Raw genomic sequence first — 25,391 nt, 5'->3', positions numbered from 1 at the left:
AGGCGGTCTGCCGGGCTGGCCCTGGCCCGAGGCGGAGCGAACCCGGCGGCCCGCTTTTCGTATTTGCTTGGTGGACGGGGGGCCGGATGAGGCTGTCGCTGACACGGTGCCGGCCGAGAAGATCCCGATCTCCGAGGCAAAGGGAGGGACGTGGTTTGTGGGGCGACCTCCATCGCCGGCCTTCGCCGGCCACCGGGACGAGTCCCGTGCACCTCATCTCCCGTCGGGCCCAGGTGCGGAGCCCGGCGAATCTGTCCGCGGGCGCGTCGCCCGAGGTGGCGTCGATCCGCCCGCAGATCATCCCCGCGCGGTGGGGCGCGAACTGGCTCGGTGCACGTCGGACGGTGCCCACGCACCCCCTTGCGCCCGGGCTCTGCGTTGCCCTGGTGGTGGACGCCGCCCACGGGTACCGTTTCGTCACGCAGGGTGTCCTCGAGCGCTGGGGGAAGCGCTTCCAGGAGCTGCTCCCGACGGCCGTGGAGAACCTGGCCCGCTCGACCCCGCGCATCCCGTGGAAGCGGCTGGGTCACGGCCCCAGGCTCCGAATGGTGTGCGAGTCCTTCGACGGGTACGACGCCAGCCGGCTCCTCCTGCGGGAGCAGATCCAGGCCCTGCGGCAGGAGGTAGAGGGGCGGCTCGTCGTGGCCGTGCCCGGCCGTGACTTCCTGGTGGCCCTCGGCGACGCGGACCGGTCGGTGGTGGAGGACGTGGCGCAGATGGTACGGGAGGTGTACCGCGCCACCCGGTACCGGATCTCCCCCCGCCTCTTCACGCTGGCGGGCGACGAACTGGTTCCATACGCCTTGGTTCCGAACAAAAGCCGCCTGCAGCACTAAAACATTCGCCCCTTGAGGTTGACATTTCATCGGGAGGTCCGCTACGATGTTCTCGTGCCGGGCGCTCGCGCGGGCGCAGCCGGCAGTCCAACCGCATAGTCGGGTGAAAGTGTGCCTAGGGTTCCGCGGGTGGCCGGCGGGCGGGGCAACTCCGCCGGGGCGGGCCACCCGGCTGCGACCGAGCGGCACAGGCGCCGGCCTTGCGGCGCTACACCGGCGGGACAAAAGCCCGGGCGGGGAGGTTTCACGACGAAACCACCTCGCCCGGGTCTTCATTCGGGCCGCCGCGATGGCCGGCCCGGCGTCTCCACACACTAGGCTTACCCTGCGAAGGAGGGCATCCGGTGGCTCGGGAAGCTCTGGAGCAGCGAGGCGCGCCGAAGGCGGTGGGCGGATCGGGGGCCCTGGACCGGTGGTTCCGGCTGCGGGAAGCCGGCACCGACGTCCGGACGGAGGTCATCGCCGGGATCGTCACGTTCATGACGATGGCCTACATCATCTTCGTCAACCCGGACATCCTCGGCGCGGCGGGCGTCCCCCGGCAGGCGGCGGCGGTCGCCACGGCGCTCGGCGCCGGGGTCATGACGATTCTCATGGGACTGGCCAGCAACTACCCGCTCGCTCTCGCCTCCGGCATGGGCCTCAACGCCGTGCTGGCCTTCGGCGTCGTCCTGGGCGCGGGATACACCTGGCAGCAGGCCATGGGGATCGTGTTCTGGGAGGGCCTGCTCGTCACCCTGCTCGTGCTGACCGGCGCCCGCGAGTCCGTGATGAACGCGATCCCGGCTAACCTGAAGCGCGCGATCGGCGTCGGCATCGGACTCTTCATCGCCTTCATCGGGCTCAAGAACGCGGGGATCATCACGCACACGGCAACCATCGTGCCGGGGCCGGGCGGGCAGCCCGTGATCTCCAACCCGACGTACGTGGCGCTCGGCAACCTGCGGGAGCCGGCGGCGCTCCTGGCGCTCTTCGGCCTGGCGCTGACGCTGCTGCTCGTGGTGCGGCGGGTTCGCGGGGCGCTTCTCCTGGGGATCCTGGGCACCACCCTGGTCGCCTTCTTCACGGGTCAGGCCCGGCTTCCCGAAACGTGGCTGAGCCTGCCCACGGCCGAGTCCCTGGCCACGATCGGCCGGCTGGACTTCTCCGTGGTCCTGAACCTGAGCGCCTGGTCGTTCATCTTCGCCTTCCTCATGACCGACTTCTTCGACACGATGGGAACCGTGGTGGCGGTCGGCGGAGAGGCCGGATACCTGCGCCCGGACGGGACGGTGCCCCGGCTGCGGAACGTCCTCTTGGTGGACTCGCTCGCCGCCGTCACGGGCGGGTTTCTGGGCTGCTCCTCGATCACGACCTACATCGAGTCGGCCTCCGGCGTCGGCGAGGGCGGCCGCACCGGCCTGACGTCCGTCGTCACCGGGCTCCTCTTCCTGCTGGCGATCTTCTTCGCCCCGGTCGTGGGGATCGTGCCGTCGGCGGCAACAGCTCCGGCCCTCATCATCGTGGGCTTCCTGATGATGAGCGTGGTGCGGGAGATCGAGTTCGGAAACCCGGAGGACGGCATCCCGGCGTTCCTCACCCTCCTGGGCATGCCCCTCACGTTCAACATCTCCCACGGGATCGGCCTCGGCTTCGTGTCCTACGTGCTGCTGAAGCTCTTCCGGGGCAGGGCGCGGGACGTGCACCCGCTCCTGTGGGTGGTGTCGGCCCTCTTCACCGTCGAGCTGTTCGGCCTGTGGCAGTTCATCTTCCGGTAAACCTCACGGCGGTACAATAGAGGCGCAAGGCGGAGGTGTCCGTCTCGTGGCACGGGCTCGGGTTGGCGTCATCCTGGGCAGCGAGAGCGACCTGCCCCGCATGCAGGACGCCCTGGCCATCCTGGAGGAGTACGGGATCCCTTACGAGCTCGCCGTGGCGTCGGCCCACCGGTCCCCCCGCCTGGTGCAGGAGTGGGCCGGCGGGGCTGAGGCCCGGGGGCTGGAGGTGATCATCGCCGCGGCCGGCATGGCCGCGCACCTGCCCGGTGTCGTGGCGGCGTGGACCCCCCTGCCGGTCATCGGCGTGCCGCTGGGCGGAAGCAGCCTGGGCGGCGTGGACGCCCTCTACAGCATCGTGCAGATGCCGCCGGGGGTGCCGGTGGCCACGGTGGCGGTCGACGGCGCCCGCAACGCGGCGCACCTGGCCGCCCAGATCCTCGCCGTGGCCGACCCGGCCCTGCGCGAGCGCGTCCGCCGGCACAAGGCGGCGCTGGCGGCGAAGGCGGAGGAGACGTTCGCCCGCTACAGGGACCGGGGGGCGGCCGGCTCGCCGGGTACGGCGGGCTGACCGCCGCCGCACGCCGGGAGGCAGGCCAGGCCCGGCGCGGGACGCCAGCCGGCCGGCCGACCGGAGCCGCGGGATTGCCGTGATGGGGGCGATGGCCTGTGATCGAGCGCTATACCCGACCGGCGATGCGCCGCATCTGGTCCCCGGAGCACCGCTTCGAGCGCTGGCTCGACGTCGAGCTGTACGCCTGCGAGGCGTGGGCGGAGCTCGGCCGGATCCCCCGGGAGGCCGTGGAGGAGATCCGGCAGAGGCGCTTCCCCGTCGACGCCCGGTTCGTGGAGCGGGTCGCCGAGATCGAGCGGGAGACGCGGCACGACGTGATCGCCTTCGTGCAGGCCGTTGCCGAGCGCATGGGCCCGGCCGCGCGCTTCGTCCACTACGGGCTCACATCGAGCGACGTCGTGGACACGGCCCTGTCCGCCCTCCTCGTGGAGGCGATGGACGAGATCCTGGCGGGCGCCGATCGCCTCCTGGCGGTGCTCGCGCGCCGCGCGGTGGAGTTCAAGGACACCCTGATCATGGGCCGCACGCACGGCGTGCACGCCGAGCCCACCACCTTCGGTCTCAAGCTCGCCCTGTGGTACGCCGAGATGCAGCGGAACCGGGAGCGCCTCGAGCGGGCCCGCCGCGGCATCGCCGTCGGCAAGATCTCCGGGGCCGTGGGGAACTACGGCAACATCGACCCCTTCGTCGAGCAGTACGTGTGCGAGAAGATGGGGCTGGCCCCCGCGCCCATCAGCACCCAGGTGCTGCAGCGGGACCGCCACGCCGAGCTGATGACTGCCCTGGCCATCCTCGGCGGCACCCTCGAGAAGATCGCCCTCGAGGTGCGGCTCCTTCAGCGGACCGAGGGCCGGGAGGTGGAAGAGCCCTTCGCGGCCGGTCAGAAGGGCTCGTCCGCCATGCCCCACAAGCGCAACCCTGTGGGTGCGGAGCAGATCTGCGGGCTCGCCCGCGTGCTGCGGGCAAACGCCGTGGCGGCGCTGGAGGACATCGCGCTCTGGCACGAGCGGGACATCTCCCACTCCTCGGTGGAGCGGATCATCCTTCCGGACAGCACCATCCTCGCCGACTACCTGCTGGACCGCACCGTCTGGCTCGTGGAGAACATGCACGTCTACCCGGAACGCATGGAGGCCGTGGCCGGCCTCACGGGCGGACTGGTGCACTCCGGCCGGGTGCTCCTCGCCCTGGTCGAGAAGGGGATGTCGCGGGATGAGGCCTACGCGCGGGTGCAGCGCCTGGCCATGGAGGCCTGGGGTAGCCCGGTCAGCTTCCGCGAGCGGGTCGCCCGGGACCCGGAGGTGACCGCGCGCCTGACCCCGGAGGAGATCGCGGCCTGCTTCGACGACCGCAGGAACCTCCGGCACGTGGACACGATCTTCCGCCGGCTGGGTCTCATCTAGGCCGCGCCGGTCCCCGGAGGTGTACCCGTTGGTCGGTCTCCTCGTCGGCGCTCTGGCCGGGCTTCTGGCCACGGTCCTCCTGATGTTCGTCTGGCCCCGGCGCTGGCCGGTCCACCTGCGGGCCGTCCTCGCGGCCCTGGCCGGCTTCGGGGTCGCCCTGCTGCTCTCCACCTACCTTTCCTGATCCGTCCTCCAGGAGGTGTCTCGGTGAACGGCGATGTCCTTCTCACGTGCCCGGACCTCGGGCTGCCCCTCGTGCACCGCGGCAAGGTCCGGGAGATGTTCGACCTGGGCGACCGCCTCCTCATGGTGGCGACCGACCGCCTCTCTGCCTTTGACGTGGTCTTTCCCACCGGCATCCCCGGCAAGGGCCGGGTGCTGACCGAGCTCAGCGTGCTGTGGTTCCGCGCGACGGAGTCGATCGTCCCCAACCATGTCGTGACGACCTCGGTGGCCGGCCTTGGCCTGCGTCCGGAACACGAGGCCCTCCTGGCCGGCCGGTCCGTGGTCGTGCGGCGGGCGCGGCGGATCGACGTGGAGTGCGTCGTGCGCGGCTACCTGGCGGGCTCCGGGTGGAAGGAGTACCGCCAGACGGGCGCCGTCTGCGGCGTGAAGCTCCCGGCCGGGCTCTCCCTCAACGCCCGGCTGCCCGAGCCCATCTTCACGCCTGCCCTCAAGAACGACGTCGGACACGACGAGAACGTGACGCTGGACGAGGTGGCCCGCCGCTTCGGCCAGGAGACGGCCTTCCGGCTCAGGGACCTGAGCCTGGCCCTCTACCGGTTCGCCGCCGAGCGGGCCGAGCGGGCCGGGATCTTGCTGGCCGACACGAAGCTGGAGTTCGGGTGGGACGGCGATCGTCTGATCCTCATCGACGAGGCGTTCACCCCGGACTCCTCCCGGTACTGGCCGGTGGAGCGGTACCGGGTGGGCGAGCCGATCGACAGCCTGGACAAGCAGCCGATCCGGGACTGGGCGGAGGCGAGCGGGTGGAACAAGGAGCCGCCGGCCCCGCCGCTGCCGCCGGATCGGGTGGCCGAGACGGCGGCCCGCTACCGGAGTGTCCTGGAGCGGCTGCGCCCGGTGCTGTCCTGAGAGCTCCGGACGGAAGGGAGGGGCCGGAGGGGTGCGGTACAAGGCCGAGGTGCGGGTGACGCTGAAGCATGGCGTGCTCGACCCGCAGGGCGCGACCGTCCGGTCCGCCCTGGCGGCGCTCGGCTACGAGGGCTTCGAGGAGGTCCGCGTCGGCAAGCTGATCGAGCTCTGGCTGGAGGCGCCGTCGGAGGAGGCGGCCCGGGAGCGGGTCCGGGAGGTGGGGGAGCGGCTGCTCGCCAACCCCGTCCTCGAGACGTTCACGGTGCAGGTCGCCCCCGCTCCCGCCGCCCGCGCGCCGGTCCCGGGCCGGCCGGCCGGGCCAGGGGAGGCCGGGGGGCCGTGAAGGCGCGCTTCGGCATTGTCGTGTTCCCGGGCACCAACTGCGAGATGGACACCTACCACGTCCTCACCCGCGTGCTGGGCCAGGACGCTGCCTATGTATGGCACCAGGACCGGGCTCCGGATCCGTACGACTGCCTGATCCTCCCCGGAGGTTTCTCCTACGGGGACTACCTGCGGACGGGGGCGATCGCCCGCTTCGCGCCGGTCATGGAGCGCGTGGCGGAGCACGCGGCGCGGGGCGGCCTGGTGCTCGGCATCTGCAACGGGTTCCAGATCCTCTGCGAGGCGGGCCTGCTCCCCGGCGCCTTCCAGCGCAACCGGTCCCTGCGCTTCGTGTGCGGGTGGACCCACGTGCGGGTCGAGCGCGCGGACACCCCCTTCACGGCCGCCTGCGCGCCGGGGCAGGTTCTCCGGATCCCGGTCAGCCACGGCGAGGGGAACTACTACGTGGACCCGGAGACGCTGGCGCGCCTCGAGGCGCGGGGGCAGGTCCTGTTCCGCTACGCGACGCCAGACGGGGAGATCACCCCGGAGTCGAATCCGAACGGCTCCGTGGCGAACATCGCCGGCATCACGAACGAGCAGGGGAACGTGCTGGGGATCATGCCGCACCCGGAGCGGGCGGCGGAGGCCGTGCTCGGTTCCGAGGACGGCCGGCTCGTCTTCCTCTCCGTGATCCGCTACCTGTCCGAGGGGAGGGCCGTCCGTGTCTGAGCTCTGGCGGCAGGTGGGGCTCAGGGAGAGCGAGTACCGGCTCATCTGCGAGCAGATCGGACGGGAGCCCAACGAGACCGAGATCCGCATGTACGGCGTGCTCTGGTCGGAGCACTGCGCCTACAAGCACTCTCGCCCCCTCCTGAAGAAGCTGCCCACCGAAGGCCCGCGGGTGATCCAGGGCCCGGGCGAGAACGCCGGCGTCGTCGACCTGGGCGACGGGCTCCACCTCGCCTTCAAGGTCGAGTCCCACAACCACCCGTCGTACATCGAGCCGCTGCAGGGGGCGGCCACGGGCGTGGGGGGCATCCTGCGGGACATCTTCACCATGGGCGCCCGCCCCATCGCCCTGCTCGACTCGCTCCGGTTCGGCCCGCCCGGCGACCCCCGCCAGCGCTACCTGCTGGGCGGCGTCGTGGCCGGCATCGGCCACTACGGCAACTGCATGGGCGTACCCACGGTGGGCGGGGAGGTCTACTTCGAGGAGGCGTACGGCGGTAACTGCATCGTCAACGCGATGTGCGCCGGGCTGGTCGCGGAGGGCGGGATCCGGCGGGGCGTCGCGCGCGGCGAGGGCAACCCGGTGCTCGTCGTGGGGGCGCGCACGGGCCGGGACGGCATCGGCGGCGCCTCCTTCGCCTCCGAGGAGCTCGGCGAGGCGAGCGAGGAGCGGCGGCCTTCCGTCCAGGTGGGGGACCCTTTCCTCGAGAAGCTCCTCCTGGAAGCGTGCCTCGAGCTCTACGAGACGGGCTCCGTGGTGGGCATCCAGGACTGCGGCGCCGCGGGGCTCACCTCCGCCTGCGCCGAGATGGCCCACCGGGGCGGGGTGGGCATGGAGATCGACGTGCGGCGGGTGCCCCGCCGCGAGGCGGGCATGCTGCCCTGGGAGGTCATGATCTCCGAGTCGCAGGAGCGGATGGTGGTCTGTCTCGAGCGGGGCCGGGAGGACGAGGCGCGCCGCATCTTCGCGAAGTGGGGGCTCGAGGCCGCCGTGATCGGCCACGTCACGGGCGACGGCCTCTTCCGCGTCCGCGACGGCGAAGCGGTCGTCGCCGAGGTTCCCGTGGCCTCCCTGGCCGGCGGCGCGCCGACCTACACGCCGGAGAAGCGGGAGCCGGCCTACCTGGCTGCGCTGCGCGGCTACGACCTCCGCACGCTGCCGGAGCCCGAGGACTACGGACGGGTGCTGCTCCAGCTCCTGGCCTCGCCCAACCTGTGCAGCCGGGAGTGGATCTACCGCCAGTACGACCACATGGTGCTCCTCGGCACCGTCGTGGGGCCGGGAGGCGACGCCGCGCTCCTGCGGCTCCCGGGCACGGACAGGGGCGTGGCCCTCAAGATCGACGGGAACGGCCGCTACTGCTACCTGAACCCGCGGCGGGGCGCGGCGATCGCGGTCGCCGAGGCCGCCCGCAACGTGTCCGTGACCGGCGCCGAGCCGGTGGCGATCACGAACAACCTCAACTTCGGCAACCCCGAGAAGCCGGAGATCTACTGGCAGCTGGACGAGGCCATCGAGGGCATCGCCGAGGCCTGCCGGGCTCTGGGCACGCCGGTCACCGGCGGGAACGTGTCCCTGTACAACGAGCGCGACGGCGAGGCGATCTACCCCACCCCCACGATCGGCATGGTGGGCGTGCACCCGGACGTCGGCCGCCACGCCGGGATGGGGCTCGCGGCGGTGGGCGACGTGATCGTGCTGGTCGGGCCTCCGGTGGCCCGCCACCTCGGCGGGACCGAGTACCTCAAGGTCGTCCACGGCCTTGTCGCCGGGGACGCCCCGCCCCTGGACCTCGACCTCGAGCGGCGCGTGCAGGCCGCCGTCCGGGAGGCCGTGCGGCAGGGGCTCGCCACCGCCGCGCACGACGTGGCGGAGGGCGGTCTGGCGGTCGCCCTGGCCGAGATGGCGGTGGCGGCCCGGGCGCCGGGGCTCGGCGCGCAGGTGAGCCTGTTCGTGGAGGACAGCCGGGTCGACGCGGCTCTCTTCGGGGAGGACCAGTCCCGGGTGATCGTCACCTGCCGCCGGGACGACGTGGTCCGGCTGACCGCCCTGTTCATGGCGCAGAAGGTGCCGTACCGGCTCCTCGGCGACGTGACCGGAGACGGCCGCTTCCGGGTAGCGGTCCTGGCCCCCGGTCACTACCCCGGGGTGTACCGCCGGGCCGAGGTAGTGGACCTGCCCGTGGCCGACCTGCAGCGCGAATGGAAGGAGGGACTTCCCCGTTGGGTGGGCGCATAGCCCCCGACCTCCGGCTCGCCGTGGGGGCGTTCCGGCCCGTGCCCGGCAAGGGCCCCCGCGACGAGTGCGGCGTCTTCGGGGTCTACGGGCACCCGGAGGCCGCCCGCCTCACGTACTACGGCCTGTATGCCCTCCAGCACCGCGGGGAGGAGTCGGCGGGCATCGCGGTCTCGACCGGCGACCGGCTCCTGAGCCACCGGGGCATGGGCCTCGTCACCGACGTGTTCCGGGACGAGGACCTGGCCCGCCTGCAGGGCCCGCACGCCGTCGGCCACGTGCGCTACTCGACGACCGGCTCGTCGACGCTGGCCAACGCGCAGCCCATCGTCGTCGAGACCCGCCGCGGCAGCCTGGCGGTCGCGCACAACGGCAACTTCGTCACCGCCAGGGCCGTCCGGGCCCGGCTGGAGGACGAGGGGGCGATCTTCAGCACCACCAGCGACACGGAGGTGCTCGCCCACCTGATCGCCCGCCACCGGGGGGGCGGCGGGATCGAGGAGGCGCTGGTGGTGGCCCTGCAGGAGCTCACCGGTGGCTACGCCCTGGTGCTGCTCACCGAGGACCGGCTCCTGGCGGTGCGCGACCCGCACGGCATCCGCCCGCTGAGCCTGGGGCGGCTCGGGGACGCCTGGCTGGTGGCCTCCGAGACCTGCGCCTTCGACACGGTGGGCGCCGAGTTCGTGCGGGACGTGGCCCCGGGCGAGCTGGTGATGATCCGGGACGGGCACCTCCGCTCGCGCCAGGCCCTTCCGGCTGCCAGCCCCAGCCGGATCTGCGTGTTCGAGTACGTGTACTTCGCCCGGCCCGACTCGAACCTCCAGGGCCGCAACGTCCACGCGGCCCGCAAGGAGATGGGCCGGGAGCTGTGGCGGGAGGCGCCGGTCGAGGCCGACCTGGTGATCGGCGTGCCGGACTCCTCGATCTCCGCCGCCACCGGGTTCGCCGAGGCGAGCGGCATCCCGTACGAGATGGGCCTGATCAAGAACCGGTACATCGGCCGCACGTTCATCCAGCCCCAGCAGGGCCTGCGGGCCCAGGGGGTGAAGATCAAGCACAACCCGCTGCGCCTGATCCTGGAGGGCAAGCGGGTGGTGCTGGTGGACGACTCGATCGTGCGGGGCACCACCATCCGGCACCTGATCTCCCTCCTCCGGGAGGCCGGGGCCCGGGAGGTGCACCTGCGGATCGCCTCCCCTCCGTACCGGTTCGGCTGCCACTACGGGATCGACACCGCCGACATCCGGGACCTCGTGGCCCGGGGCCGGGACGTGGAGGCCATCCGGGAGGCCGTGGGGGCGGACAGCCTGCACTACCTCTCGGTGGAAGGGCTCGCGCGGGCGGTCGGCACGGCCGGCTACCCCGGGAGCGGCTTCTGCATGGCCTGCTTCACCGGCGAGTACCCCGTGCCGGTCGACGAGAAGGCCGGGAAGTTCGCGCTGGAGGCGAGGCGGCATGCGCCCTGACGAGGGCGGACTCACCTACCGCGCCGCCGGGGTGGACGTGGCCCGCAAGGCCGGTGCCATCGCCCGGCTGTCGGCGCACACCCGGCGGACGCACCGGCCCGGCGTGCTCGGGGACATCGGGGGGTTCGGCGGGCTGTTCGCCCTCGACGTGTCGCGCTACCCCGAGCCGGTGCTGGTGTCCTCCGCCGACGGGGTCGGCACCAAGCTCAAGGTGGCCCAGGCGGCGGGCCGGCACGACACGGTGGGGATCGACCTCGTGGCCATGAACGTGGACGACGTGGCCGTCCAGGGCGCCGAGCCGCTGTTCTTCCTCGACTACGTGGCCATGGGGAGCCTCGACGAGGCGACCCTCGACGCGCTCGTCCGCGGAGTGGCCGAGGGGTGCCGCCAGGCCGGGTGCGCGCTCGTGGGCGGGGAGACGGCGGAGATGCCCGACTTCTATGCGCCTGGGGAATACGATCTGGCCGGCTTCTGCGTCGGGGTGGTGAACCGGGACCGCCTCCTGGACGGGCGCGACGTCCGTCCGGGGCACGCCGTGGTCGGGCTGGCGTCCAGCGGGCTCCACTCCAACGGGTACAGCCTCGCCCGCCGGGTCCTCCTGCGCCCCTGGGGCGGCGCCTTCGACCTGGACGACCGCCCGCCCGAGCTGGGCGGCCGGACCGTCGCCGAGGAGCTCCTCGTTCCGACCCGCATCTACGCGCCGGCGCTCCTGGCCCTGCGGGGGCGGGTGCGCCTGGCCGCCGCGGCGCACATCACCGGCGGCAGCTTCGCCAAGAACCTGCCCCGCGTGCTCCCGGCCGGGCTCGGGGTCGAGCTTCGCCGGGGGACCTGGCCGGAGCCGCCGGTGTTCGGGCTCATCCAGCGCCTGGGGCGCGTCGCCCCCGAGGAGATGGAGCGGACCTTCAACCTCGGGATCGGCATGGCGATCATCGTCCCGCCCGAGGACGCCGAGGCGGCGGTGGCGGCGCTGGCAGAGCTCGGGCTCGCCGCCTGGCGCATCGGCACCGTGACCGACCGCCCCGGGGTGGTGATCCGGCGGTGAACGACATCGTCTTCCCCCCGGCCGCCCTCGAGCCGCTCACGCGGGAGCGGGCCCGGGCGGCACGGCCCGTGACCGCCGGCATCCTGGTGTCCGGCCGCGGGAGCAACATGGAGGCGCTCCTGCGCGCGGTGGCGGCCGGCTGCCTCAGCGCGCACGTCGCGGTGGTGGTGAGTGACAACCCGGAGGCTCCGGCCCTCGGGAAGGCCCGGCGCTACGGCGTCGAGACGGTGGTGGCCGACCGCCGCGCCTATCCCGACCGGACGGCCCAGGAGGGCGCGGTGGCCTCGGCACTCATGGTCCGGGGGGTCGAGCTGGTCCTCCTGGCCGGGTACATGCGGCTCCTGCGCGGACCCCTGCTCGCCGCGTACCCGGGCCGCATCCTCAACATCCACCCCGCCCTCCTGCCCGCCTTCCCCGGCCTCCATGCGCAGCGCCAGGCCCTCGACCACGGGGCGAAGGTCGCCGGGTGCACCGTGCACTTCGTCGACGCCGGAACGGACATGGGGCCGATCGTGCTCCAGGCTGCCGTGCCGGTGCTCGAGGACGACACGGAGGAGACCCTGGCCGCCCGGATCCTCGTGGCCGAGCACCGTCTCTACCCGGCGGCCGTGCAGCTTTACGCGGAGGGGCGGCTTGTGCTGGAGGGCCGGCGGGTGCGGATCCTCCCGCCGCCCCGCGACCGTTCGTCCCGGCCGGACTGAACCCGGCGCTCTCGGGAGGAGGTCGATCCCATGCGCCCGAGCCCGGCGGTGCTCCGTGGCCTCACGTTCGCCCTGGCGGCGGTGGGCCTGGCCCTCCTGCTGGCGGCTTCCCGGGCGCAGGACCCGCGCCCGTGGCTGCGAGGCGTGCTCCTGGTCCTCGGAGCGAGCCAGCTGACGGCGGGCTGGCGCCTGGAGCTGGTGGGACAGCGGCGGGTGGCGTGGCTACACGTGGCGGCGGGGACCGTGCTGGTGCTGCTGGCCCTCCGGCCCTGAGGAGGTCGAGCGCGAGGTGGAGCGGTTTCTCATGGCGGCCGCCGTGATCCGGGACGGGGACCGCGTGGTCCTGGTCCAGAACCGGTGGGCGATCGGCACCTTCTGGTCCCTCCCCGGCGGCCGGATCGAGCCGGGCGAGGCGGCGGTCGACGCCGTGGTCCGGGAGGTTCGGGAGGAGACCGGGCTCCAGGTGCGGCCCGGTGACCTGGCCTACGTCCTCGAGACCTTCAACCGGGAGCTGAACTACCAGTTCCTGTACCTCGTGTTTCCCGCCCAGGTGGAGGGCGGTGCCCTCCGGGCGCCGGAGGCGGACGAGTTCACCGTGGACGCCCGCTGGGTCCCGGTGGACGAGATCCCGCGCTACATGACCTGGCCGGTCTACCGGGACACGCTCCTGCAGTACCTCGGCGGCGACGGCCGCCGGTACCGGCTGAACCGGGATGCCGGCCTGAAGCCCCCGCAGTAGGAGACTTGCCGCGTCGTCCGCATCCGACGCGCAGAAGGGAGGAACGGCCGGCCCCGCCGCCGGCGCGGCGAGGGAGGCCGGAAGGCATGAAGCGAGCACTCATCAGCGTCTACGACAAGACCGGCGTCGTGGAGTTCGCCCGGGGTCTGGCGGACCTCGGCTGGGAGATCCTCTCCACCGGCGGTACCCACCGGACCCTGGCCGGCGCGGGGGTGCCTGTGCGGGAGGTGGCCGAGGTCGCCGGGTTCCCGGAGATCCTGGGGGGCCGGGTGAAGACCCTGCAGCCCCAGATCCACGCGGGGATCCTGGCCGTCCGCCGCAATCCCGAGCACATGGCCCAGCTCGAGCAGCACGGGATCCGCCCCATCGACCTCGTGGTCGTGAACCTCTACCCGTTCCGGGAGACGGTCGCCCGCCCCGGGGTGACCTTCGAGGAGGCCGTGGAGCAGATCGACATCGGCGGCCCGACGATGATCCGGGCGGCCGCCAAGAACTGGCAGGACGTGGGTGTGGTGGTCTCCCCGGAGCGCTACCCGCAGGTGCTCGACGAGCTGCGCCGGACCGGCGATCTGTCACCGGCGACCCGCTTCGCCCTCATGCGGGAGGCGTTCGCCCACACCGCCGCCTACGACGCGGCCATCAGCCGGTGGCTGGAGGGACCCGCAGAGGCCCTCGCGCCGGCGGCCGCGCGGCCGGCGGCCGGGGGTGAGGCGCCGGGGCTGCCCGCCACGATCACGGTCGTCCTGCACAAGGCGCAGGACCTGCGCTACGGGGAGAACCCCCACCAGAAGGCCGCCTTCTACCGGATGGAGGGGGAGCCGGCGGGCGCGGGCATCGCCGGGGCCGTGCAGCTGCACGGCAAGGAGCTGTCCTACAACAACATCCAAGATGCCCATGCCGCCCTGGAGCTCGTGAAGGAGTTCGACCGGCCCGCGGCGGTGGCCGTGAAGCACACCAACCCGTGCGGGGTGGCCGTGGCGCAGCGCATTGCCGAGGCCTACCAACGGGCCCACGACGCCGATCCGGTGTCCATCTTCGGGGGCATCGTGGCCCTGAACCGGGACTGCGACGCCGAGACGGCCGCCGAGCTCCGCAAGATCTTCCTCGAGATCGTCATCGCCCCCGGCTTCACCGACGAGGCGCTGGCGATCCTCACCCGCAAGAAGGACCTGCGGCTCCTGGCCACCGGTCCGCTGGGCGGGCCGGGTCTCCCCGGCTTCGACCTCCGCCGCGTGGGCGGCGGCGTGCTGGTGCAGGAGTGGGATACCGCCGGGGACGATCCGGCCACCTGGCGCACGGTCACGACCCACGCCGTCCCGGAAGGGCTCCTCGAGGACCTTCTCTTCGCGTGGAAAGTGGTCAAGCACGTGAAGTCCAACGCCATCGTGGTGGCCGGCGGGGGCCGCACGCTCGGGGTCGGCGCCGGCCAGACGAACCGGATCGACGCCGCCCGCTTCGCCCTCTCCCGCGCCGGCCAGGCAGCCCGGGGGGCCGTGCTGGCGTCCGACGCCTTCTTCCCCTTCCCGGACGTGGTCGAGGCCGCGGCCGAGGCGGGCATCGCCGCCATCGTGCAGCCGGGAGGCTCCATCCGGGACCAGGAGTCGATCGACCGGGCGAACGCCCTCGGGGTGGCCATGGTGTTCACGGGGGTGCGGCACTTCCGGCACTGATCCGCGCAGCCCGGAGGGGGTGAAGGGACATGAAGGTGCTCGTCGTCGGCGGGGGCGGCCGGGAGCACGCCCTGGCGTGGAAGCTGCGGCAGAGCCCTCGGGTGCGGGAGGTGCACGCCGCGCCGGGCAACGCCGGGATCGCCGCCCTGGCCACGTGCCACCCGATCGCCGCCACCGACCTCGAGGGGCAGGTGCGCCTGGCCCGGGACCTCGGGGTGGACCTCGTGGTCGTCGGCCCCGACGACCCGCTCGCCCTCGGGCTCGTGGACCGGCTGCAGGCGGCCGGCATCCGCGCCTTCGGTCCGACGGCGGGCGCCGCCCGCCTCGAGGCATCGAAGAGCTACGCCAAGGCGGTGATGGCCCGCGCCGGGGTGCCCACGGCCGCGGCTGCCGTGTTCGATGACTTCGAGGCGGCCCGGGCCTACGTCCGGGAACGGGGTGGGGACGTGGTCGTCAAGGCCGACGGGCTGGCGCTGGGCAAGGGCGTGACCGTGTGCACGTCGGTGGAAGAGGCCGAGGCGGCCCTGCACCGGGCCATGGTCGAGCGCGCCTTCGGCGAGGCGGGGAGCCGGGTGGTGGTGGAGGAGCGACTCGAGGGCGAGGAGTGTTCCGTGCTGGCCCTGACCGACGGCGAGAACTTCCTCGCCCTGCCGGCCATCCAGGACCACAAGCGGGTGGGGGACGGCGACAGCGGCCCCAACACCGGCGGCATGGGCACGTACACGCCCGTGCGGTCCTACACCGCCGAGGTCGCCCGGGAGGTCGCCGAGCGCGTCATCGCTCCCACGCTGGCCGCCCTGCGGGAGGAGGGCCAGCCCTTCCGGGGATGCCTCTTCGTCGGGCTCATGCTCACCGCCACCGGGCCCCGGGTGCTGGAGTTCAACGCCCGCTTCGGGGACCCGGAGGCGCAGGTCGCGCTCCCCATGCTCGACATGGACCTGGCAGAGGTGGCCCTGGCCGCCACCGAGCCCGGCGGCCTGGCGGGCGCCCGCCTGCGCTGGCGGCCCGGCGCGGCGGCCTGCGTGGTCATGGCGTCTGCGGGCTACCCCGGCCCGTACGAGAAGGGGAAGCCGATCGAGGGGCTCGACGAGGCGGAGCGCCTGGGCACCCTGGTGTTCCACGCCGGGACCGCCCGGCAGGACGGCCGCCTCGTGACTGCCGGCGGGCGGGTGCTGGGGGTGGTCGGGCAAGGCCCCGACCTGCGGACCGCCGTGGACCGCGCGTACGCCGGCGTGGCCGCCATCCGCTTCGAGGGGGCGCACTTCCGCCGGGACATCGGCTGGCGCTCGCTGAGCTGAGCGCCCTGCCGGCCCCGCCGCCCCGTCCGCATCATTCGCCCTCTCCGTGGGCAACCTGAGGCTGGACTCACCCACGAGGGGGCTGCCCGCGTGACCTTCTTCTGGTGGCTCGTCATCATCGTCGCCGCGGCCCTGGCGCTGTGGTACGCCTACTCGCGCACGCCGGTGGTGAGGCGGTCGCCCGGCGGCGAGGGGCGCCGGGACGCCGCGGGGGTCGGGGACGCCGGTCCGAACGGCAAGGGAGATCGGCACACCAGCTTCATCCCGGAGTTCTTCCCCCGCCTGGGCGGCACCGGGCGGACGGACGCCCGGGTGACCGGCGGTGCCGGGCCGGCCGGCCGCGAGGCCCGTGCTGCGGACGCCCGCCCGGAGGGCAGCGCCGCCCCGGCTCCGGACCCGGGGCACCTGGCAGCGGGTACCGCCACCGGCGCCGGTGGCCCACCCGTGACGCCGCTGCCCGGCAACGAGGATCAGGCACCACGCCGCTCGTGAGGCCGTGCTGGGTACCCGGCGCTCCCGATTCCCTGGGTCGGGGGCGCCTTCGCGCGCCGGCGCGAACCTTTGGCCTCCCCGCACCGCTCTTATGGGGCGGAGACTGCGAAGGGGAGTGGGGAAAGCCGTGGGCATCCTGCAGCGGATATCGACCCTCATCCGGGCCAACCTCAACGACCTGCTCGACCGGGCGGAGGACCCGGAGAAGGTCCTCAAGCAGATGATCCTCGACATGGAGGAGTCCGTGCGCGAGGGCAAGATCGCCCTGGCTGCGGCCATCGCCGAGGAGACGAAACTCAAGGCCGCCTACGAGGAGAACCTCAAGAAGGCGCAGGAGTGGCTCGAGAAGGCCGAGCTGGCCGTGGAGAAGGGCGAGGAGGACCTGGCCCGGGAGGCCCTCCGCCGGCGCAAGACGGCGGAGCAGAACGCCGAGGCGGCCAAGGCGCAGTGGGAGGAGCAGCGCAGGGTCTGCGCCCAGCTGCGGGAGAACCTGGAGACGCTCGAGAGCCGGGTGGCGGACGCCAAGGCACGGAAGGACCTCCTCATCGCCCGGAAGAAGCGTGCGGAGGCCGCGAAGAAGGTGCACGAACAGCTGGCCGGCCTCACCCGGGCGCAGAGCGCGTTCGAGACGTTCGAGAAGATGGAGGAGAAGATCGAGTCCCTCGAGGCCCAGGCCCAGGCGGCGGCCCAGGTCCAGCGCGACTCCCTGGAGGAGCGCCTGGCGCGGCTCGGCGAGGACGACGAGCTGGAGGAGGACCTGGCCGCGCTGAAGGAGAGGGTGGCGCAGAAGAAGAGCGGCGGCTCCTGACCGGCCTGCCCCCGGCGGCCTCTGGCGCCGGCTCCGCTAGACCTTAAGGGCTACGCTTGCAACGGCACAAAATGACGACTTCGGCGGATACCGGCCCAGGACAGCCCGTGCTGCAATGAAGGGGCGGAGACCGTCCCTGCGGGGCTGGACAGGCCCCCGGCGCCGGACCGCCGGAGGTGACGCACCGTGCAGGCTACACTGGATCCGCCACGCCCGGCTGCCGAGGCCCCTGCGAGCGAGTCTGTCCGGCTGGTGGAAGAACTCGCCCTGAGGGCGCGAGCCGGGGATTCGGACGCCCTGGCCGAACTGGTGACCCGCCTCGAGGGTGTGGTCAAGCTCGCGACCCGCGGCTACTGGCTCATGGCCGGGGGTGACCGGGAGGACCTGATGCAGGAGGCCCGCCTGGGGCTCATCCGGGCGGTCTCGACCTGGAAGCCCGAACGCCGCCGCTTCCTGTCGTTCGCCTTCTTCTGCGTGCGCCGCCAGGTGGCCGCCAGCCTGCGGGACCACGGCCGGCGCAAGCACCGGCTCCTGACCGACGCCCTCACGGCCTCGCTCGACGCCGAGGCCACGCTCCCGGCCGGGGCCGGGAAGCCGCGCCTCGGCCGGGTGGCCGACCCGGACGCGGGCGACCCGGAGAACAGCCTGCTTGAGGAGGAGACCCGCGCCGCCGTGCACACCTTTCTGGGCGACCTGCGGGGCCGCCTGACCGACCTCGAGTGGCAGGCCGCCTGGCTCGTCCTGGGCGAGGGCTGGAGCTACAAGGCGGCCGCCCGGGCCCTGGGGCGCCGCACGAAGGCGGTGGACAACGCGGTGCAGCGTGCCCGCCGCAAGGCCTGGACGCGGGCGACGGCGATGGCCGCGGACAGCCGCTGGAACCACGTCGTGCAGGAGTTGCCCCTGGGGGCGCTGAGCCGGGCGGAGATCGCCCACCGCACGGGCTGAACCTGGGCCCGGGTCGCAACGTCGCCCCGGCCGCTTGACGGCCGGGGCTGTCCGTTCTAAAATGGGGCCAACTGAATCGGGTTCGCAAAGGCCATGAAGGGGAAGAGTAACCGGGCCACGCCCTCCAGAGAGCCGCCGGCCGGTGCGAGGCGGCGGGACGGGTCCGGCGAACACACCCTGGAGCCGCCGTTCGAAAGGCAGCGTGCCGAGTAGGTGCGGACGGAGACCCCCGCCGTTAGCGGAGGGGGAGGGCATCGGCCCTGTGGCCCGTGCCCTGCCGAGTGGGTGCGTGCTTCCGGGTGCGCACCAATGTGGGTGGTACCGCGAGAAAAGGCATCTCGTCCCACACCGGGGCGAGGTGCCTTCTTACGTTGGGAGCCATTCGGAAGGAGGCTGCGGCCGTGCTGCCGGAAACGCTCACCGGGGGCTTCCCGGTGCCGGACGGAGTCAAGGACCGCCTGCCGCGGGAGACCGCCCGGCTCCGGCGCCTGGAGGACCGCCTCCTGGAGGTCTTCCGGCTCTGGGGCTACCGGGAGGTGATGACCCCGGCCTTCGAGTTTCTCGAGACGGCGCTGGCCGGCCAGGAGGCGCGAGCCCGCCGGGAGGACTACTACCAGCTGTTCGACCGCCGCGGCCGGACGCTGGTGCTGCGCCCCGACATGACGGCCCCCATCGCGCGGCTCGCCGCCAGCCGGGCCGCGGTCGAGCCCCTGCCCCTGCGCTACAGCTACCGGGGGCCGGTGTTCCGCCGTCGGGGTCACCGTTACGGGGAACTCCACGAGGTGTGGCAGGCGGGCGTGGAGCTCATCGGGGCGCGCGGGATGCGCGCGGACGCCGAGATCATCGCCCTGGCCTGCGACGCGCTGGCCCGCGCCGGCCTGCAGGGATACAAGGTCGGCGTCGGGCACGTGGCCGTCGTGGAGGGGCTCCTGGCCCGGGCCGGCGTCCCCGGGTCGGCCGCGGCCGACCTGAAGGAGGCGCTGGCGGCCCGTGACCTGGTCGCCTTCGAGCGGCTGGCCCGGGAAGCCGCCCCGGCGGGGGCCGACCTCTTGGTCGACATGGCGTCGTTCACGGGCAGCGCCCGGGAGGCGCTGGGCCGGTTCGGCGGCGAGCCCGGGGATCCCGTCCGGGCGGCCCTGGAGGAGATCGACGGGACGCTCCGGCTCCTCGCCGGCTACGGGGTGGAGGCGCAGGTCTGCCTGGACCTCGGGCTGGCCCGGCACTTCGGCTACTACACGGGAATCGTCTTCGAAGCCTACGCACCCGGCGTGGGCGCGCCCGTCCTCGGCGGCGGCCGCTACGACCGGCTGCTGGCCGCCTTCGCCGGCGACGGCGCCGGGACCCCGGCGACGGGCTTCGCCCTCGACCTCGACCGGGTGCTGCAGGCCCTGGAGCGGCAGGGCGGGCCGGAGCCGGAGGATGAGGCCCCGATCCTGCTGGTGCCGGCGCCGGGGGCCGAGGCGCTCGCCCACGCCCGGGCGAGGGAGCTGCGGGCCGCGGGCCGGGTCGTGGAAGTGGAGCTCGACGGGCTGGAAGGCGAGGCGCTCGAGGCCTACGTCCGGGCGCGCGGGGTCGCGGAGGTCGTGCGCGTCGAAGCCGCGGGTGCCGCCGGCCCGGCGTCCGGTCCGGGGGGGTCGGCTGCGGCGGGACCGTCGCGCCCGGGCCGCCCCGGTGCCGCACCGGGGGACCGGGACCGGCGCGGGGCGCCGCGGCCGGGCGGCGGCGTCACGCCGATCCACTGACACCGGTCGATGCGAAGGAAGGATCCCGATGAATGCCGCTCTCCTCACCCTGGCCGTTCCGAAAGGCCGCCCGCTCGGGCCGACCCTGGACCTCCTGGCCCGTGCCGGGATCGGTTCCGCGCGCTCCCTGGCGGAGTCCCGCAGCCTGGTCGCGGTCCTGCCGGAGGCCGGGATGCGCTTCATCCTCGCCCGCCCCTCCGACGTGCCGACGTACGTCGAGCACGGCGCCGCCGACCTGGGCATCGTCGGCAAGGACGTGCTCGCCGAGGGCCGGCATCAGGTGTACGAGCTCCTGGACCTGGGTTACCTGCGGTGCCGGTTCGTGGTCGCCGGCCCGGCCGGGACCGACCCGACCCGGCTGCTGGACGGCGCCGGCCACCTGCGGGTGGCCACGAAGTACCCCCGGGTGGCGGAGGAGTACTTCCGCCGCCGGGGCATCCAGGCGGAGGTCATCTACCTGGCCGGTTCGGTCGAAGTGGCGCCGCAGGTGGGGCTGGCCGACCTCATCGTGGACATCTCCGAGACCGGCCGCACCCTGGCCGAGAACGGGCTGGTGGTGCTGGACACGGTCATGGAGTCGACCGCCCGGCTGATCGCCAACCGGGCGTCGTACCGGCTCCGGGGCGAGCGCATCGCCCCCTTCATCCAGGCGCTGCGGGAGGCGGTGAGCGGTGCTCCGGCGGTTTGAGCATCCGGTCGACTTCCTGACCCACGTCGAGAGGTACCGGCTGCAGGAACGGACCCGGGTCGAGGAAGCGGTCCGTGCGATCCTCGACGCCGTGCGCGCCCGGGGGGATGCGGCGCTCTACGAGCTCACGCTCCGCTTCGACGGCGTGGACCTGCGCCCGGACCGGGGCTCCGCCCCGGCCGGCCTCGAGGTCTCCACCGCCGAGCGGGACGAGGGCGCCGCCGCCGTCCCGCCCGACCTCCTGGAGGCCCTGGAGCGGGCGGCCCGCAACATCGAGGACTTCCACCGGCCCCAGGTGCCGCGCTCGTGGCTGGAAACCCGGCCGGACGGCTCCGTGCTGGGCCAGCTCGTCCGCCCCGTGGACCGGGTCGGGATCTACGTGCCGGGCGGATCCGCTCCGCTGTACTCCTGCCTCCTCATGACCGCGATCCCGGCCCGGGTGGCGGGGGTGCGAGAGGTGTACCTGGCGACCCCGCCGGGGCCCGACGGTCGCCTTCACCCCGCCATGCTGGCGGCGGCGCGTCTCTGCGGGGTGGACCGCATCTTCCGGATCGGCGGCGCCCAGGCGATCGCGGCCCTGGCGTACGGGACGGAGACCGTTCCCAGGGTGGACCTCGTCGTCGGGCCGGGCAACCCCTACGTCACGGCGGCGAAGCGGCTCGTCTTCGGTGAGGTCGGGATCGACATGCTGGCCGGCCCGACCGAACTGCTGGTGATCGACGACGGGTCCGTGCCCGCCGCCTGGCTGGCGGCCGACCTCCTCTCCCAGGCCGAGCATCCCGGCGGCACGGTGATCCTCGTCACCCTGGACCCCGCCCGGGTAGACGCGGTGGGAGCCGAGATCGCCCGGCAGGCCGCCGGCCTTCCCCGGCGCGAGACCATCGCGGCCAGCCTCGAGCGGGGGAGCTGCGCCATCGCGGTGCCGGACCTGGAGGTGGCCGCCGACCTGGCCAGCACGATCGCGCCCGAGCACCTCGAGCTGGCGGTCGCCGATCCGTGGGCGCTCCTGCCGGCCATCCGCCACGCGGGCTCGATCTTCCTGGGCCCGTACACCCCGGAGCCCGTGGGCGACTACATCGCCGGGCCGTCCAACGTGATCCCGACCGGCGGCGCGCCCCGGTACACGTCGCCGGTGAACGTGGAGACCTTCATCAAGCGAAGCGCCATCACCGCCTACTCCGAGCGGGCCTTCCGGGAGAACGCCCCCGCCGCCGTCCGGCTCGCGCACGGCGAGGGGCTGCCGGCCCACGCCGCCTCCCTGGAGGTTCGCCTGGAGGCGCTGGCGAAGGGGGAGGTGAACGGCCGTGGCCGGCCGTAGCGCGGAGGTGAGCCGCCAGACCGCCGAGACGAAGGTGCGGCTCGCCCTGGACCTCGACGGCAGCGGGCGCTGCCGGGTCCGCACCGGGATCGGGTTCTTCGACCACATGCTCGTCCAGATCGCCCGCCACGGCCTCGTCGACCTGGAGGTGGACGTGGACGGCGACCTCCACGTCGACCCCCACCACACGGTCGAGGACACGGGGCTCGCCCTGGGCACGGCCCTGCGGCAGGCCCTCGGGGACGGCCGGGGCATCCGCCGCTACGGCGAGGCCACCGTGCCGATGGACGAGGCGCTGGCCCGCGCCGTGGTCGACCTGAGCGGCCGGCCCTTCCTGGTCTTCCAGGCGTCGTTCCCCCGGGAGCGGGTCGGGGAGATGGACACCGAGCTCGTGCGCGAGTTCTTCCAGGCCGTCGCCGCCCGGGCCGGGATGACGCTGCACCTGCGGGTGGAGTACGGCGAGAACGCCCACCACATGGTCGAAGCCCTGTTCAAGGCCTTCGCCCGGGCGCTGGACGCCGCCACGGCGCTCGACCCCCGGGTCCGGGACGTCCCGAGCAGCAAGGGGAGTCTCCTGTGATGCGGCGGATCGCCATCGTCGACTACGGCATGGGGAACCTGCCCAACGTGCGCAAGGCCGTGCTGCGGGCCGCCCGGGACGTGAAGGCGGGCCCGGCGGGCGCCGTCTGGGATGCGGTCATCACCGACCGGCCCGAGGACGTGGCCGCCGCCGACGCCGTCATCCTCCCCGGCGTGGGCGCCTTCCCGGCGGCGATGGCGACGCTGGGGCGCACCGGCCTCGGCGGGGCCGTGCAGGCCGCCGCCCGGGCGGGGCGGCCGGTGCTCGGGATCTGCCTCGGCCAGCAGCTCCTGTTCGAGGAGTCCAAGGAGTGGGAGCGGACCCCGGGCCTGGGCCTGGTCCCCGGCCGGGTCACCCGGTTGCCCGGGGGGGTGAAGCTCCCGCACATCGGCTGGAACGAGGTGACGCCGCAGTACCCCCACCCGCTCCTGGAAGGCCTGGAGAAGGGCCTCTGGGGGTACTTCGTCCACTCCTACGCGGCCGAGGCCGCCGATCCCGCCGACGCGCTGGCCCTCACCGAGTACGGGCGGGTCTTCCCCAGCATGGTCGCCCGCGGCAACGTGATGGGGGCGCAGTTCCACCCGGAGAAGTCCTCGGCGGCCGGGATCCGCATCTACGCCAACTGGCTGCGGCTCGTGGCCGCCTGGCGGGGGTTCACGGTCTTCCCGGCGATCGACCTCAAGGGCGGCCGGGCCGTGCGCCTGCGCCAGGGCGACTTCGCCACCGCCACCGACTACGGCGACCCGGCCGCGGCCGCCGCGCGCTGGCTGGCGGCGGGGGCCCGGGCCCTGCACGTGGTCGACCTGGACGGCGCGGCTGCCGGCCGTCCGGTGAACGCCCCCGCCGTGCGGGCCATCGTCGAGGCCGCGCGCCGCGCCGGGGCGGCGGTCCAGCTCGGCGGCGGCCTGCGCACGCTGGCCGACATGGCGGCCGCCATCGAGATGGGCGCCGACCGCATCGTCCTGGGCTCGGCCGCTCTCGACCCGGACCTCGTCCGGGAGGCGGTGGCCCGGTTCGGCCCGGAGCGCGTCGTCGCGGGCATCGACGCCCGGGACGGGATGGTGGCGGTGGCCGGCTGGACCCGCGCCGCCGGGGTGTCGGCCGTCGAGCTGGCCCGGTCGCTGCGCCGGGCCGGCGTGCGGCACGCCGTCTACACGGACATCCGCCGCGACGGGATGCTCGAGGGCCCGTCGCTGGAGGGGGTCCGGGAGCTCGCCGCGACCGGGCTCCTGGTGGTGGCGTCGGGAGGGATTGCGTCGGCAGCCGACCTGCGCCGGCTGCGCGAGATCCCCGGCGTGTCGGGGGCCATCGTGGGCAAGGCCCTGTACACAGGGGCCCTCGACCTGGCGGAAGCCCTGGAGGCGGTGACCTGAATGCCGCTCGCCAAGCGCATCATCCCGTGCCTCGACATCGACCACGGGCGCGTCGTCAAGAACGTGAAGTTCCACACGGGCCGCTGGGACGCCGGCGACCCGGTGGAGCTCGCCGCCCGCTACGACGCCCAGGGGGCGGACGAGGTCGTCTTCCTCGACATCTCCGCCTCCGCCGAGGGTCGCCGCACGCTCCTCGACGTCATCGCCCGGGCCGCCGAGCAGGTGTTCATTCCCCTCACGGTGGGTGGCGGGATCACGTCCGTGGAGGACATGCGCGCCGCCCTCCTGGCGGGGGCGGACAAGGTCAGCATCAACACGGCGGCCGTGAAGGATCCGACCCTCATCGAGCGGGGCGCGGCCGCCTTCGGGAGCCAGTGCGTCGTCGTCGCCATCGACTGCCGCCGGCGGCCCGGGGGCTGGGAGGTGTACCTCCACGGCGGGCGAACGCCGACGGGGATCGACGCCCTGTCCTGGGCGGAAGAGGCGGCCCGGCGGGGCGCCGGCGAGCTCCTCGTGACCAGCATGGACGCCGACGGCACCCGGGAGGGCTTCGACCTCGAGCTCCACCGCCGGCTGGCCGAGGTGGTCGGCATCCCCGTCATCGCCTCCGGGGGGGCCGGCAGCCTCGAGCACCTCGCCGAGGTGCTGACCGCGGGCCGGGCCGACGCCGCCCTCGCCGCCTCGATCTTCCACTCCGGCCAGTACACCGTGGCCGACGCCAAGGCGTACCTGGCCGCCCGGGGGGTGCCGGTACGGCCGTGAACCGCGCTGCCAACACCGCGGCGGGCACCGCCGCGAGCCTGCGGGAGGAGGACCTGCGCTGGGGCCCGGACGGCCTCCTGCCGGCCGTGGTGCAGGATGCCCGCACGGGGCAGGTGCTCATGCTCGCCTACATGAACCGGGAAGCCCTGCGCCGGACGCTGGAGACCGGCCAGACCTGGTTCTGGAGCCGGTCGCGCCAGGCCCTGTGGCACAAGGGGGAGACGTCCGGGCACGTCCAGCACGTCCGGGAGATCCGCACCGACTGCGATGGCGACACGCTCCTCGTGCTCGTCGAGCAGGAAGGGGTGGCCTGCCACCTCGGCACGTACTCCTGCTTCATGCACCGCCGGGCAGAGTGGCCCCGGCTGGCGGACGGTCCGGCCGCGGCCCCGGCCGGCTCCGGCGACCACGCGGATGCCCCGGAGGCCGTCCACGTGCCCTCCTGGTGGCCGGGTGCGCCAGCCTCCGCCGCCCGCCTCGGCGACGTGCTGTCCGAGCTGGCGGCGGTGCTCGCCGACCGCCGCCGGCACCCCGATCCCGGCTCGTACACCTCGCGCCTCTTTGCCAGGGCGCCGGACGCCGCGCTGAAGAAGGTGGCCGAGGAGGCCGGCGAGGTGCTCCTGGCGGCCAAGGGCGCGGATCGGGCGGGCCTGGTCTGGGAGGTCGCCGACCTGTGGTTCCACACGCTGGTCGTGCTGGAGCAGGCGGGCATCTCCCTGGACGAGATCGCCGCCGAGCTGGCGCGGCGGCGGGGGAAGCGAAGAAGTGGTGAGTAGTGAGTAGTGAGTTGTGAGTTGTGAGTCAAGGAAAGGG

At 73.7% G+C, this 25,391-nt stretch carries 26 protein-coding genes and 1 other annotated feature; all 26 genes read left to right on the top strand.

The genetic code is table 11. The features are described 5' to 3' along the window. Window positions 1-206: 206 nt before the first annotated feature. The 26 genes from caldi_RS11760 (at window position 207) to hisIE (ending at window position 25,354) form a co-directional block, all read left to right on the top strand. A complete protein-coding gene (locus caldi_RS11760) occupies window positions 207-836 on the top strand; it encodes a DUF1444 family protein (RefSeq protein ID WP_264841949.1) in 630 nt (209 codons plus the stop codon). 344 nt (window positions 837-1,180) lie between these two features. Continuing rightward, window positions 1,181-2,593 carry an NCS2 family permease gene (locus tag caldi_RS11755; protein ID WP_264841948.1) on the top strand — a complete coding sequence of 471 codons (1,413 nt, stop codon included), beginning with the start codon at window positions 1,181-1,183 and terminating at the stop codon, window positions 2,591-2,593. Between the two features lie 46 nt (window positions 2,594-2,639). After that, entirely contained in the window at window positions 2,640-3,161 is a 522-nt protein-coding gene (gene purE / locus caldi_RS11750; RefSeq protein WP_264841947.1) for a 5-(carboxyamino)imidazole ribonucleotide mutase, read from the top strand. Window positions 3,162-3,259: 98 nt separating this feature from the next. Continuing rightward, on the top strand, window positions 3,260-4,567 hold the full coding sequence (gene purB / locus caldi_RS11745) for an adenylosuccinate lyase (RefSeq protein ID WP_264841946.1): 1,308 nt from the start codon (window positions 3,260-3,262) through the stop codon (window positions 4,565-4,567). A gap of 28 nt (window positions 4,568-4,595) precedes the next feature. Further along, window positions 4,596-4,751: a hypothetical protein gene (locus tag caldi_RS11740; protein ID WP_264841945.1), complete on the top strand. Its 156-nt coding sequence runs from the start codon at window positions 4,596-4,598 to the stop codon at window positions 4,749-4,751. Between the two features lie 23 nt (window positions 4,752-4,774). Beyond that, window positions 4,775-5,662: a phosphoribosylaminoimidazolesuccinocarboxamide synthase gene (locus caldi_RS11735; RefSeq protein ID WP_264841944.1), complete on the top strand. Its 888-nt coding sequence runs from the start codon at window positions 4,775-4,777 to the stop codon at window positions 5,660-5,662. Between the two features lie 31 nt (window positions 5,663-5,693). Further along, window positions 5,694-6,005 (top strand): phosphoribosylformylglycinamidine synthase subunit PurS, encoded by a 312-nt coding sequence (gene purS / locus caldi_RS11730; RefSeq protein ID WP_264841943.1) that lies wholly within the window; start codon window positions 5,694-5,696, stop codon window positions 6,003-6,005. Then, a complete protein-coding gene (gene purQ / locus caldi_RS11725) occupies window positions 6,002-6,718 on the top strand; it encodes a phosphoribosylformylglycinamidine synthase subunit PurQ (RefSeq protein ID WP_264841942.1) in 717 nt (238 codons plus the stop codon). The genes purS and purQ overlap by 4 nt, the downstream gene beginning before the upstream one ends. Then, complete coding sequence (purL, locus tag caldi_RS11720; RefSeq protein WP_264841941.1) at window positions 6,711-8,957, top strand: phosphoribosylformylglycinamidine synthase subunit PurL; 2,247 nt, start codon at window positions 6,711-6,713, stop codon at window positions 8,955-8,957. The genes purQ and purL overlap by 8 nt, the downstream gene beginning before the upstream one ends. After that, window positions 8,942-10,420 (top strand): amidophosphoribosyltransferase, encoded by a 1,479-nt coding sequence (gene purF / locus caldi_RS11715; RefSeq protein ID WP_264841940.1) that lies wholly within the window; start codon window positions 8,942-8,944, stop codon window positions 10,418-10,420. Before purL ends, purF begins: the two co-directional genes overlap by 16 nt. Then, window positions 10,410-11,462: a phosphoribosylformylglycinamidine cyclo-ligase gene (purM, locus tag caldi_RS11710; RefSeq protein ID WP_264841939.1), complete on the top strand. Its 1,053-nt coding sequence runs from the start codon at window positions 10,410-10,412 to the stop codon at window positions 11,460-11,462. The genes purF and purM overlap by 11 nt, the downstream gene beginning before the upstream one ends. 68 nt (window positions 11,463-11,530) lie before the next feature. After that, window positions 11,531-12,163, top strand: coding sequence for a phosphoribosylglycinamide formyltransferase (purN, locus tag caldi_RS11705; RefSeq protein WP_264844793.1), 633 nt, complete (start codon window positions 11,531-11,533; stop codon window positions 12,161-12,163). A gap of 30 nt (window positions 12,164-12,193) precedes the next feature. Continuing rightward, window positions 12,194-12,436, top strand: coding sequence for a hypothetical protein (locus caldi_RS11700; protein ID WP_264841938.1), 243 nt, complete (start codon window positions 12,194-12,196; stop codon window positions 12,434-12,436). A 16-nt stretch (window positions 12,437-12,452) separates the two neighbouring features. Beyond that, window positions 12,453-12,902 (top strand): NUDIX domain-containing protein, encoded by a 450-nt coding sequence (locus tag caldi_RS11695; protein ID WP_264841937.1) that lies wholly within the window; start codon window positions 12,453-12,455, stop codon window positions 12,900-12,902. An 86-nt stretch (window positions 12,903-12,988) separates the two neighbouring features. After that, the gene (purH, locus tag caldi_RS11690) at window positions 12,989-14,572 is read left to right on the top strand and encodes a bifunctional phosphoribosylaminoimidazolecarboxamide formyltransferase/IMP cyclohydrolase (RefSeq protein WP_264841936.1); all 1,584 of its coding nucleotides are present in this window, start codon (window positions 12,989-12,991) and stop codon (window positions 14,570-14,572) included. 29 nt (window positions 14,573-14,601) lie between these two features. Beyond that, a complete protein-coding gene (gene purD / locus caldi_RS11685) occupies window positions 14,602-15,870 on the top strand; it encodes a phosphoribosylamine--glycine ligase (RefSeq protein ID WP_264841935.1) in 1,269 nt (422 codons plus the stop codon). Window positions 15,871-15,960: 90 nt separating this feature from the next. Continuing rightward, a complete protein-coding gene (locus caldi_RS11680; protein WP_264841934.1) occupies window positions 15,961-16,362 on the top strand; it encodes a hypothetical protein in 402 nt (133 codons plus the stop codon). Window positions 16,363-16,489: 127 nt separating this feature from the next. Next, a complete protein-coding gene (locus caldi_RS11675) occupies window positions 16,490-17,170 on the top strand; it encodes a PspA/IM30 family protein (RefSeq protein ID WP_264841933.1) in 681 nt (226 codons plus the stop codon). 186 nt (window positions 17,171-17,356) lie between these two features. After that, the gene (locus tag caldi_RS11670) at window positions 17,357-18,115 is read left to right on the top strand and encodes a sigma-70 family RNA polymerase sigma factor (protein ID WP_264841932.1); all 759 of its coding nucleotides are present in this window, start codon (window positions 17,357-17,359) and stop codon (window positions 18,113-18,115) included. A gap of 84 nt (window positions 18,116-18,199) precedes the next feature. Further along, window positions 18,200-18,464 (top strand) — a binding site (T-box leader). A gap of 52 nt (window positions 18,465-18,516) precedes the next feature. After that, a complete protein-coding gene (gene hisZ, locus caldi_RS11665) occupies window positions 18,517-19,857 on the top strand; it encodes an ATP phosphoribosyltransferase regulatory subunit (RefSeq protein WP_264841931.1) in 1,341 nt (446 codons plus the stop codon). A gap of 28 nt (window positions 19,858-19,885) precedes the next feature. Then, on the top strand, window positions 19,886-20,545 hold the full coding sequence (gene hisG / locus caldi_RS11660) for an ATP phosphoribosyltransferase (protein WP_264841930.1): 660 nt from the start codon (window positions 19,886-19,888) through the stop codon (window positions 20,543-20,545). After that, complete coding sequence (gene hisD, locus caldi_RS11655) at window positions 20,529-21,863, top strand: histidinol dehydrogenase (RefSeq protein ID WP_264841929.1); 1,335 nt, start codon at window positions 20,529-20,531, stop codon at window positions 21,861-21,863. The genes hisG and hisD overlap by 17 nt, the downstream gene beginning before the upstream one ends. Beyond that, window positions 21,850-22,443 carry an imidazoleglycerol-phosphate dehydratase HisB gene (gene hisB, locus caldi_RS11650; RefSeq protein ID WP_264841928.1) on the top strand — a complete coding sequence of 198 codons (594 nt, stop codon included), beginning with the start codon at window positions 21,850-21,852 and terminating at the stop codon, window positions 22,441-22,443. Before hisD ends, hisB begins: the two co-directional genes overlap by 14 nt. Then, window positions 22,443-23,816, top strand: coding sequence for an imidazole glycerol phosphate synthase subunit HisH (gene hisH, locus caldi_RS17655; RefSeq protein WP_319951751.1), 1,374 nt, complete (start codon window positions 22,443-22,445; stop codon window positions 23,814-23,816). Before hisB ends, hisH begins: the two co-directional genes overlap by 1 nt. Then, complete coding sequence (gene hisF, locus caldi_RS11635; protein WP_264841927.1) at window positions 23,817-24,578, top strand: imidazole glycerol phosphate synthase subunit HisF; 762 nt, start codon at window positions 23,817-23,819, stop codon at window positions 24,576-24,578. Next, window positions 24,575-25,354 (top strand): bifunctional phosphoribosyl-AMP cyclohydrolase/phosphoribosyl-ATP diphosphatase HisIE, encoded by a 780-nt coding sequence (hisIE, locus tag caldi_RS11630; protein ID WP_264841926.1) that lies wholly within the window; start codon window positions 24,575-24,577, stop codon window positions 25,352-25,354. The genes hisF and hisIE overlap by 4 nt, the downstream gene beginning before the upstream one ends. Window positions 25,355-25,391: the final 37 nt, after the last annotated feature.

It is taken from the genome of Caldinitratiruptor microaerophilus, from assembly GCF_025999835.1.
GTDB lineage: Bacteria > Bacillota > Sulfobacillia > Symbiobacteriales > ZC4RG38 > Caldinitratiruptor > Caldinitratiruptor microaerophilus.
This window is presented reverse-complemented; position numbering and strand designations above follow the sequence as displayed.

What these genes read in the sequence shown, in the direction of transcription:
- hisF (WP_264841927.1), top strand. Translation starts at nt 23,817, where the DNA reads ATGCCGCTCGCCAAGCGCATCATCCCGTGCCTCGACATCGACCACGGG.
- caldi_RS11700 (WP_264841938.1), top strand. Translation starts at nt 12,194, where the DNA reads ATGCGCCCGAGCCCGGCGGTGCTCCGTGGCCTCACGTTCGCCCTGGCG.
- purH (WP_264841936.1), top strand. Translation starts at nt 12,989, where the DNA reads ATGAAGCGAGCACTCATCAGCGTCTACGACAAGACCGGCGTCGTGGAG.
- hisG (WP_264841930.1), top strand. Translation starts at nt 19,886, where the DNA reads ATGAATGCCGCTCTCCTCACCCTGGCCGTTCCGAAAGGCCGCCCGCTC.
- purD (WP_264841935.1), top strand. Translation starts at nt 14,602, where the DNA reads ATGAAGGTGCTCGTCGTCGGCGGGGGCGGCCGGGAGCACGCCCTGGCG.
- hisH (WP_319951751.1), top strand. Translation starts at nt 22,443, where the DNA reads ATGCGGCGGATCGCCATCGTCGACTACGGCATGGGGAACCTGCCCAAC.
- purM (WP_264841939.1), top strand. Translation starts at nt 10,410, where the DNA reads ATGCGCCCTGACGAGGGCGGACTCACCTACCGCGCCGCCGGGGTGGAC.